Raw genomic sequence first — 10863 nt, 5'->3', positions numbered from 1 at the left:
AGCGCGGCGCTATTGCCGGGCGCAGCGGGTCGCCACCATCGCCTAGCGTTCGCGACGGAGTTCGTCGGCCACGTCGAATGCGGTGGTGCTCCTGATGGCGACGGCGGCGATCGAGATCGCCACCGGGATGGTGACCAGCGCCGCCGACAGGCCGACCCATTGGGCGAGGTGGCCGATCAACGGCGGGCTGAGCAGATAACCGATCCACCCGGTCGCGGCGACGAATGCGATCGCCGGACCCCCGTTGCCCGCCGAATATGCGGCACTGAACGCTGTCGGCACCAGCAGCGCCACCCCGGCGCCAAGACACCCGAAGCCGATCACGCTGAGCACTGGATTGGCGGTTGCCAGAGTCACGGTCATGCCGACCGCAGCCAGCAGCGCCAGAGCCGGGAGCAGCCGTCGGGCCGAAACCCGCGCATGCAGCCGCATTGCAGCGAACCGGATCACCACCATGGCCAGGGTGTAGGCCGCGTAGCTCAGCGCTGACACCGTGGTCCCGGCTCCGACCACGTTGTGCACGTACGTGACCGACCAGTCGGCGGCGGCGCCCTCGCAGATGAAGGACGCGAACGCGACCGCGGCAAGGATCGCCACCGTCGGCGTGAGCCAGGCGCGCCCGCGCTCCTGGGATGCGGCGGCGGCCATCTCGTCGGGAATCAGCCAGCGGGTGAAGGGTCCCGCCACGGTCAGCACCACCACCCCGAGCACCGTCAACTGCAATTCGAGACCGACCCCGACGCTCACACAGGCGGCGCCGATCATCGCTCCGAGCAATCCGCCCAGGCTCCACATGCCGTGGAAGCGGGCCATGATCGGCGCCTGAACAACGCGCTCGATCGTGCCGGCCTGGGTGTTCATCGTGACGTCCAGGCCGCCCTGGAACGTCCCCCACAGTGCCAACGCCGCGAACAGCCAAACTCCGGAAGTGGCCAGGCCGACCGTCATCGCCGCAAACGCGTAGCCCGCGATCAAGACCGGCACCAATGTGTCACTCCCCCAGCGGGGCAGCGCCCAGTGGCAGAACACCGTCGCCACCACTGATCCCAGCGGCGCGCCGAACAGCGCCGTCCCCAGCGCCGCGTCAGATAGCCCCAATTCCGCCTTGACCTGCGGGATATGGGCCACCCATGACGAGAACAGCACCGCGTGCGCGATGAATGTTGCGGTGACGGCGAGCTGCGCGCGACGCAGTTGAGTCGCGCGCGAAGGCGCAGTACAAGTCGAATCGGGAATGGGTTCAGCCTCTCCGGCGGGCAAGCCAATCCAATGCTTTCCCACCATGGACCCTAACGAACCACGCGGGCTTGAAAGGCTTCCGTAAGATGACCCGCGTGGCACGACGCCCTGGCTCTTCAGAAGGTCCCGCGCACCTCATCGAGTTGGTGCGGTCGACCGTTCCGCCGATACACCCGGCGGGTCTACCTTTCATCTCCGCGGGTCTGGCTGTAGCGGCCGGCGGCTACCGACATCGGTGGCTGCGCCGCACCGGCCTGCTCGCTGCTGGCGCCTGCGCGGGGTTCTTCCGGCATCCGAACCGGGTGCCACCCACTCGGGCCGGTGCCGTGGTCGCACCCGCTGACGGCACCGTCTGTGTGATCGACACGGCCGTGCCGCCCGCCGAATTGAGCATGGGCGAGACGCCACTGCCCCGCGTCAGCATCTTCCTGTCCATCCTCGACGTGCACATGCAGCGCGCACCGGTGAGCGGCGAGGTGATCGCCGTCCAGCACCGTCCCGGAAAGTTCTTGTCTGCCGACCTGCCGGAGGCCAGTGACGCCAACGAGCGCACCAGCCTGCGGATTCGCACTGCCACTGGCGCCGAGGTGGTGGCCGTGCAGGTCGCCGGCCTGGTCGCCCGCCGCATCGTGTGCAACGCGCACGTCGGCGACCAGTTGTTCATCGGCGACACCTACGGGCTGATCCGATTCGGCTCGCGTCTGGACACCTACCTTCCCGAGGGCGCCGAACCCCTCGTCGAACTCGGCCAGCGCACCATCGGCGGCGAGACCGTGCTGGCGCAACTGTCATGATCAACAAACCCCGGGTGCGTCGAAAAGACCTGCATCTGCTGCCCAGCGCCATGACCGTGCTGTCCATCTGTGCGGGCCTGACCTCGATTAGGTTTGCGCTCGATCACAAGCCGATACCGGCGATGGCGCTGATCGCCATCGCCGCCATCCTCGATGCCCTGGACGGCCGGGTGGCCCGCATCCTGGATGCGCAGTCGCGGATGGGTGCCGAAATCGATTCGCTGGCCGACTCGGTCAACTTCGGGGTGGCACCGGCCCTGGTGGTCTATGCGACGCTGTTGTCGAAGTGGCCGGTGGGCTGGGCGGTGGTGTTGCTGTACGCGGTGTGCGTCGTGCTGCGGCTGGCCCGGTACAACGCTCAGCAGGACGACGGAACCCTTCCGTCGTACGCGAAGGAGTACTTCGTCGGCATGCCGGCGCCGGCGGGCGCGGTTTCGATGATCGGCACGATGGGCCTCAAACTGCAGTTCGGCGAGGGCTGGTGGACCTCGATCTGGTTCCTGGCCTTCTGGATCACCGGGACGTCGCTGCTGATGGTGAGCGCGCTGCCGATGAAGAAGTTCCACGCCCTGGCGGTACCGCCGAACTGGGCAGCCCCGTTACTGGCGGTGCTGGCGATGGTGGCCGCGGCTTCGGTGCTGGCGCCCTACGTGCTGATCTGGGTGATCATCATCGCCTATGTGGTGCACATGCCGTTCGCCCTGCGCAGCAAGCGCTGGCTGGCCAAGCACCCGGAAGCGTGGGAGGACAACAACAAGCAAAGACGCGCCGTCCGGCGCGCGGACCGCCGGGCGCAACCCAACCGGCGGTCGGTGGCGCGACTCGGGCTACGCAAGCCCAGCAGGCGACTTTGACCCGGGCTGGCCAGCTCACTCTCACCGCCCGGCTGAACACTTCTGCCGTCGACTCCCGCCGCGGCGTCATACGGCTGCACCCGAGCACCATCGTCGCGTTGGGCATCCGGGAGTGGGACGCCGTCTCGCTCACCGGATCCCGGACCACGGCGGCCGTTGCCGGGATGGCTACCAGCGATATCCCGGTCGGCACCGTGTTGCTGGACGACGTCACGCTGTCTAACGCCGGGCTGCGGGAAGGCACCGAGGTGATCATCAGTGCGGCAACCGTATTCGGCGCCCGCACGGTGACTTTAAGCGGTTCGGCGATGGCGACCCGGTCACTGTCGTCGGCCACCCTGCGGCAGGCGCTGCTGGGCAAGGTGATGACGGTCGGCGATGCGGTGTCGTTGCTGCCGCGCGACCTGGGACCCGGAACGTCCACCTCGACCGCGACCCGCGCACTCGCGTCGTCGGTGGGCATCAGCTGGACCTCGGAGCTGTTGACAGTCACCGGCGTCGACCCGGACGGGCCGGTCAGCGTGCAGCCGAACTCTTTGGTTTCCTGGGGTACCGAGGTCCCGAGCACTATCCGGGTGTCCTCGCCGGAACGCGCCAGTGTTGCCCGCCCCGAAATTCAGGTTGAGGAACTCAAAGGCGCTCAACCCCAGGCCGCCAAGCTGACCGAGTGGCTGAAGCTGGCCCTGGACGAACCGCACCTGCTCAAGACCTTGGGCGCGGGCACCAACCTGGGCGTGCTGGTGTCGGGACCGGCCGGCGTAGGCAAGGTGACGCTGGTGCGTGCGGTGTGCGCGGGCCGACGGCTGGTGGAGTTGGACGGGCCGGAAGTCGGTGCGCTGGCAGCCGAAGACCGGCTCAAGTCTGTGGCGAGCGCGGTGACGACGCTTCGTGATGGGGGCGGGGTGCTGCTGATCACCGACGTCGACGCCCTGTTGCCGGAGACCGCCGACCCAGTGGCAGCCCTGATCCTTGCCGAGCTGCGGACCGCGGTGGCTTCCGACAGCCTCGCATTGATCGCCACCTCCGCGCGCCCCGACCAGATCGACCCGCGGCTGCGCTCCCCCGAATTGTGCGACCGCGAGTTGAGCGTGCCGCTGCCCGACTCGGCGACCCGCCGGGCGCTGCTGGAAGCGCTACTCAAGGACGTGCCGGCAAACGATCTGAAGCTCGACGAAATTGCCGGCCGCACACCGGGTTTCGTGGTGGCCGATCTGGCAGCGCTGATGCGGGAGGCCGCGCTGCGCGCCGCATCGCGGGCCAGCGCCGACGGCCGGCCACCGAAACTGAACCAGGAAGACCTGCTCGGGGCGCTGACCGTCATCCGGCCGCTGTCGCGCTCGGCCAGCGAGGAGGTCAACGTCGGCAGCGTCACGTTGGCCGATGTCGGCGACATGGTCGAGGCCAAGCAGGCGCTGACCGAAGCCGTGCTGTGGCCGCTGCAGCATCCCGACACCTTCGCCCGGTTGGGCGTTGACCCGCCGCGCGGAGTGCTGCTGTACGGCCCGCCCGGCTGCGGCAAGACCTTTGTGGTGCGCGCACTGGCCAGCACCGGACAGCTGAGTGTGCACGCCGTCAAAGGCTCCGAGCTCATGGACAAATGGGTGGGCTCTTCGGAGAAGGCCGTGCGCGAATTGTTCCGCAGGGCACGCGATTCCGCGCCCTCACTGGTGTTTCTCGACGAGGTGGACGCGCTGGCGCCGCGACGTGGCCAAAGCTTCGACTCGGGCGTGACCGACCGGGTTGTGGCCGCGCTGCTGACCGAACTGGACGGCATCGACCCGCTGCGCGATGTCGTGGTGCTGGGCGCCACTAACCGGCCCGATCTGATCGACCCGGCGCTGCTGCGGCCAGGCCGGCTGGAAAGGCTGGTCTTCGTCGAACCACCGGACGCCGACGCCCGCCGGGAGATCCTGCACACCGCGGGCAGGTCGATCCCGCTGAGCTCCGACGTCGACCTGGACGCGGTGGCCGCGGGCCTGGACGGCTACAGCGCAGCGGACTGTGTAGCCCTGCTGCGTGAGGCGGCGCTGACCGCGATGCGCCGCTCGATCGATGCCGTCGACGTCACCGCGGCCGATCTGGCCGCCGCCTGCGAGAAGGTGCGGCCCTCGTTGGACCCGCTGCAGGTGGAGTCGCTGCGGGGCTTCGCCAAAGGCAGTTAGCCAGACGGGTTTGCCCCGAAGGGGTCGGGTAAAACTGCCCGCTGCGGCCCGTTGCGCGGAGTCGATCAATTCCAGAGTTGCCGCACTTAGATGACGACGAAGGACGCAACCGAGGATGTCAGCGCGCCCTTGGGCACACATTTGCGCAGGGTCACCATTTGCACACCATTGTCGAATGCGGACATAGCGCCCAAATTTTCTTCGCGATCTGCACTTTTCGCGATCAGGCCGAGTGTCTACAGTTAACGCGGGGCGGGGGTTCGATTACACCGTTCAGGGGTGGTTGTCGGTCGATCGCTGGATGCGGTCGTGCAGCGGCTTGTGTAGCAGTGGGGTGGCGCGATGAATTTTTCTGTGCTGCCACCCGAGGTCAATTCGGCGCGGATCTTCGCAGGCGCAGGTGTGGGTCCGATGCTTGCTGCGGCCGCAGCCTGGGACGGACTGGCCGCGGAACTCGGTTCTGCGGCCGAAGCCTTCGGTTCGGTGACAGCCGGATTGGCGGCCGCGTCCTGGCAGGGGCCGGCTTCGATAGCGATGGCCGAAGCAGTCGCACCGTATGTCGGGTGGCTGGCCGAGGCGGGCGCGCAGGCGCAACTGGCTGCCGGCCAGGCCCGCCAGGGCGTCACGGCGTTCGAGGCAGCGATGGCATCGATTGTGTCTCCGGTCGCCGTCTCCGCTAACCGCGCCCAAATGTTGTCGCTGGCCATGTCGAACGTGTTCGGTATCAACGCCCCGGCAATCGCGGCGGTTGAGGCTGCCTATGAACAGATGTGGGCACAGGATGTCGCCGCGATGTCCGGCTACCACGCCGAGGTTTCGGCGGTCGTGTCGATGTTGACGGACTTAACCCACTCGCTGCCTGGCGCGGCCAGCCTGCAGGCGGCTACTACCGCGATGGCCGCCGAGTCGGCCACGGCCGTGCTCAACATCGGGGCCGGCAACGTCGGCCAGCTCAACTTGGGCTTCGGCAACGTCGGCGACAACAACATCGGCGGCGGGAACCTGGGCAACGGCAACTTCGGCCTGGGCAACATCGGCGGCGCCAACTTCGGCTTCGCCAACATCGGCAACGACAACCTCGGCTTCGCCAACTCGGGCCTGCTGCAGGCGGCAGGCCTGGGCAACCACGGCTTCGGCAACACCGGCAACTTCAACGCCGGTATCGCCAACTTCGGTAACTCCAACGTCGGGATCGGCAACACCGGCACCGGAAATATCGGCATCGGCCTCACCGGTAACAACCAAGTCGGCTTCGGCGCACTCAACACCGGCAACGGCAACCTGGGCTTGTTCAACTCGGGCACCGGAAACATCGGCATCGGCAACTCGGGTCAAAACAACATCGGCCTGTTCAACTCCGGCAGTTCCAATAACGGAATATTCAACGCCGGCGTAGCCAGCTTGGGCCTCGGAAACGCCGGCAATCTCAACGCCGGCATTTTCAACGTCGGGGATGTGAACACCGGCGGCGCGAACACCGGCAACACCAACACCGGTTTTTTCAATCCCGGCAATATCAACACCGGCCTGTTCAACACCGGCGACGTCAACACCGGTGCCTTTATCACCGGGAACTTCATCACTGGGCTGCCGGGGCTCGGCGGCTTGGGAGACATAGGGTTTAGCTACGTCGTCAACACTGCGCCGTTCCCGCTGGACCTCGACGGCTCCATCGGCCCTATCGTCGTCCCGCCGATCAACATCCCGGCGTTCCCGCTGGACCTCGTCGCCTCCATCGGCCCCATCGTCATCCAGCCGATCAACATTCCGGCGTTCCCGGTCGACATTGTCGGCTTCATCAGCCCCATCGTGGTCCCGCCGATCAACATCCCGGCGTTCCCGCTGGACCTTCCCGGCACCCTCGGCCCCATCGTGGTCTCGCCGATCAACATCCTGCCGTTCCCGCTGGCATTCGGCGGCGCGATCGGCCCCATCTCCGTGCCGCCGATCGAGATACTTCCCTTCCCCCTGACCCTGGGCGGCGGGCTGGGGCCGATCGTCACTCCACCGATCAATATCGACGCGATACCTCTGGGCATCGACGGCATTGTCGGGGAGATCACCATCCCGCCCATCACCCTCGACCCGATACTGCTGGGCATCGACGGCATGGTCGGGGAGATCACCATCCCGCCCATCACCCTCGACCCGATACCACTGGGCATCGACGGCACCGTCGGCGGCATCACGATTCAGCCGATCAGCATTCTGCCGTTCCCGCTGGGCATCGACGGCACCGTCGGCGGCATCACGATTCAGCCGATCAGCATTCTGCCGTTCCCGCTGGACATCGGCGGCGCCATCGGAGCCATCACCATCCCGCCCATCACCATCGCCGCATTCCCACTGGACGTCGGGGGCAGTGTCGGGCCCTTCACCATCGCGCCCGTCACGATCAACCCGATCGTCATCGGCCCGCCGGACGGCATCACCGGCACCGTCGGCGGCATCGTCATCCCGCCCATCACCGTCGGCCCGTTCAGCACCGGCCCCATCGGCGGCGTCGTCGGCCCCATCACGATCGATCCTGTCGGCTTGGCGTTCGACGTCACCGGCAGTATCGGCACCCTCGCCGTCAACGGCATAATTCCCGAGTTCGGTATCGTCATCGGCACCCTTGAGTTCGGCGACGGCCACGTCGGCCCCATAAATACCGCCGGCATCACCGCCACTCAAGAATCGCCGATCAACCTCGCCATCACGGGCGGCATTACCGCTATCACCATCCCGGGGTTCGGCATCGCGCTCGAGCCGATCACGATCGGTCCGATCACCACCCAGGGATTCGGCATTGCGCCATTCGACCTGTTGATCAATCCGATCACGGTCGGGCCCATCTCCACGCAACCCATCGAATTGCCCGCAATTCCGCTCGACATTCTCGGCTCGCTCGGACCGATCATCACCCCTGCCATCACCATCGACCCCATCTCCCTGGGCCTCGGCGGCACCATCGGACCGATCAGCACCCCCACCATCACCATCGACCCCATCGCCGTGGGCCTCGGCGGCACCATCGGGCCCATCATCACCCCACCCATCACCATCAACCCCATCCCACTGGACCTCCTGGGCAACATCGGCCCTATCAGCACCCCCGCCATCACCATCGACCCGATCCCACTGGGTCTCGGCGGCTCCATCGGACCCATCAACACCGCCACCATCACCATCAGCCCAATCCCGCTGACCCTCGGCGGCGCCATCGGACCCATCAACGTCGACCCCATTACCATTTCGCCGATACCGCTCGGCATCGACGGCACCATCGGCCCGATCTCCACCCCGCAAATCGATATTCTGGCGTTCCCGCTGGGCATCGACGGCACGATCGGACCGATCGTCATCCCGCAGATCGACATTCTGGCGTTCCCACTCGGGATCACCGGAAACGTCGGCCCGATCATCACACCCCCCATCGAAATTCCGCTGTTCCCCCTGCACCTGGGCGGAACCCTCGGCCCGATCATCACACCCCCCATCGAGATTGGGCTGTTCCCCCTGGGCCTGGGTGGAACCCTCGGCCCGATCATCACCCCCACCATCGAAGTTTCGGTATTCCCGCTGATCATCGACGGGAACGTCGGACCAATCGGCATAACCCTCTTCGGATTCTCGCTACCGCAGCTAGCCCTGAACTCGACCATCACCCCGTCCTCGGGATTGTTCAACAGCGGGTGGGGGGGCGAATCGGGATTCTTCAACACCGGCGCCGGCAACTCGGGCGTCGGAAACGTCGGCGACCTGATCTCCGGCTTCCTCAACACCAGCAGCCTCAACTTCGGCTTCGGCAACGTCGGCGACCACAACATCGGTGGCGCGAACATAGGCAGCGGCAACTTCGGCCTCGGCAACCTGGGCGGCGCCAACTTCGGCTTCGCCAATATCGGCAACGGCAACCTCGGCTTCGCCAACTCAGGATTGCCGTCGGCCGCAGGCCTGGGCAATCAAGGCTTCGCCAATACCGGCAACTTCAACGCCGGTATCGCCAACTTCGGCGCCTCCAACATCGGGATCAGTAACACCGGCACCGGAAACATCGGTATCGGCCTCACCGGCAACAACCAAATCGGCATCGGCGAACTCAACACCGGCATCGGCAACCTGGGCCTGTTCAACTCGGGCACCGGAAACATCGGCATCGGCAACTCAGGTCAGAACAATGTTGGCCTGTTCAACTCCGGCAATAACAACACCGGAATATTCAACGCCGGCCTGGCCAGCTTGGGCATCGGAAACGCCGGCAATTTCAACACCGGCATTTTCAACGTCGGCGATGTGAACACCGGCGGCGCGAATACCGGCAACACCAACACCGGTTTTCTCAACACGGGCAATATCAACACCGGCCTTTTCAACACCGGTAACGTCAACACCGGTTTCTTCATCACCGGGAACAACATCGTCGGGCTGCCGGGGCTCGGCGACTTGGGAAACCTGGGCTTCAGCTACGCCGTTACCGGTGCGCCTTTCACGATAACGCTCAACGGCAGCCTCGGAGACATCGTCGTCCCGCCGATCAACATCCCGGCGTTCCCATTAGACATCGGTGGCCCCGTCGGCCCCATCCGCGTCTCGCCGATCAACATCCCGGCGATCCCGTTGGACCTCGCCGGCTCCATCGGCCCCATCGTGATTCCGCCGCTTACCATCGCGCCGTTCCCGCTGGACCTCGGCGGCACCATCGGCGCCATCGCCATCCCGCCGATCAACATCCCGGCATTCCCGCTGGAAATCGGCGGCACCATCGGAAACATCGTCGTACCGCCGGTCGAGATACTCCCCTTCCCGCTGGCCCTGGGCGGCGGGGTAGGGCCGATCGTCACTCCACCCATCACCATCAACGCCCTGCCGCTGGGTATCGACGGCATCATCGGGGCGATCACCGTCGCGCCCATCACCATCGACTCGATACCGCTGAGCATCGAGGGCATTGTCGGCAAGATCGCGATCTCGCCCATCACCATCGATGCGATACCGCTGGCCATAGATGCCACCGTCGGAACCATTACGGTCGCGCCTATCAGCATTCTGCCGTTCCCGCTGGGCATCGACGGCACCGTCGGTGGGATAACCATTCAGCCGATCAACATTCTGCCGTTCCCGCTGGAAATCGGCGGCACCGTCGGCGCGATCAACGTACAGCCGATCAACATTCTGCCGTTCCCGCTGGACCTCGGCGGCGCCGTCGGACCCTTCACTATCCCGCCCGTCACCATCAACCCGTTCGTCATCGGCCCCCCGGACGGCATCACCGGCACCGTCGGTGGCCTCATCATCCCGTCCATCACCATCAACCAACTCAGCACTGGCCCCATCGGCGGGACCATCGGCCCCATCACGATCGATCCCGTCGGCTTGCAGTTCGACGTCACCGGCGGCATTGGCACCATCGGCATCGACGGCACCATTGCCTCCTTCCCGTTCTCCGCCGGCCCTCTTACGGGAAGCGGCCACATGGGCCCTATTGATGTATCCGGCCTCTCCATCAACCAGATATCACCGCTCAGCCTGATGATTACGGGCAGCCTCACCGACATCACCATCCCAGCGATCGGCTTTGCGCTCGATCCGATCACGATCGGCCCCATCACCACCCAGGAATTCGGCATCGCGCCATTCGACCTGTTCATCAGCCCGATCACGGTCGGGCCCATCTCTACGCAACCCATCGAATTGCCCGCAATTCCGCTCGACATCCTCGGCACGGTCGGACCGATCAACATCTCCAACATCACCATCGACCCCATCTCCCTGGGCCTCGGCGGCACCATCGGACCGATCAGCACCCCCACCATCACCATCGACCCCATC

Annotated in this window: 5 protein-coding genes; 4 read left to right on the top strand and 1 reads right to left on the bottom strand. The window is 65.9% G+C overall.

The annotated features are described in order from the left end of the window. Window positions 1-42: 42 nt before the first annotated feature. Window positions 43-1284: an MFS transporter gene (locus ACZY1I_RS00025; protein ID WP_463752246.1), complete on the bottom strand. Its 1242-nt coding sequence runs from the start codon at window positions 1282-1284 to the stop codon at window positions 43-45. Window positions 1285-1334: 50 nt separating this feature from the next. Here ACZY1I_RS00025 and ACZY1I_RS00020 point away from each other — a divergent pair, with 50 nt between their 5' ends. The 4 genes from ACZY1I_RS00020 to ACZY1I_RS00005 all read left to right on the top strand — a co-directional run. Then, entirely contained in the window at window positions 1335-2033 is a 699-nt protein-coding gene (locus tag ACZY1I_RS00020; protein ID WP_463752244.1) for a phosphatidylserine decarboxylase, read from the top strand. Next, window positions 2030-2887 carry a CDP-diacylglycerol--serine O-phosphatidyltransferase gene (gene pssA / locus ACZY1I_RS00015; RefSeq protein WP_463752243.1) on the top strand — a complete coding sequence of 286 codons (858 nt, stop codon included), beginning with the start codon at window positions 2030-2032 and terminating at the stop codon, window positions 2885-2887. Before ACZY1I_RS00020 ends, pssA begins: the two co-directional genes overlap by 4 nt. Beyond that, window positions 2884-5049 carry an AAA family ATPase gene (locus ACZY1I_RS00010; RefSeq protein WP_463752241.1) on the top strand — a complete coding sequence of 722 codons (2166 nt, stop codon included), beginning with the start codon at window positions 2884-2886 and terminating at the stop codon, window positions 5047-5049. The genes pssA and ACZY1I_RS00010 overlap by 4 nt, the downstream gene beginning before the upstream one ends. Window positions 5050-5391: 342 nt before the next feature. Further along, window positions 5392-10863, top strand: a 5472-nt coding sequence (locus ACZY1I_RS00005) for a PPE domain-containing protein (RefSeq protein ID WP_463752240.1), incomplete at its 3' end; no start/stop codon positions are given.

It is taken from the genome of Mycobacterium sp. IDUB_37 (assembly GCF_055419245.1).
Note: the sequence above shows the minus strand (reverse complement) of the source record. Positions and strands in the feature narration are given on the sequence as shown.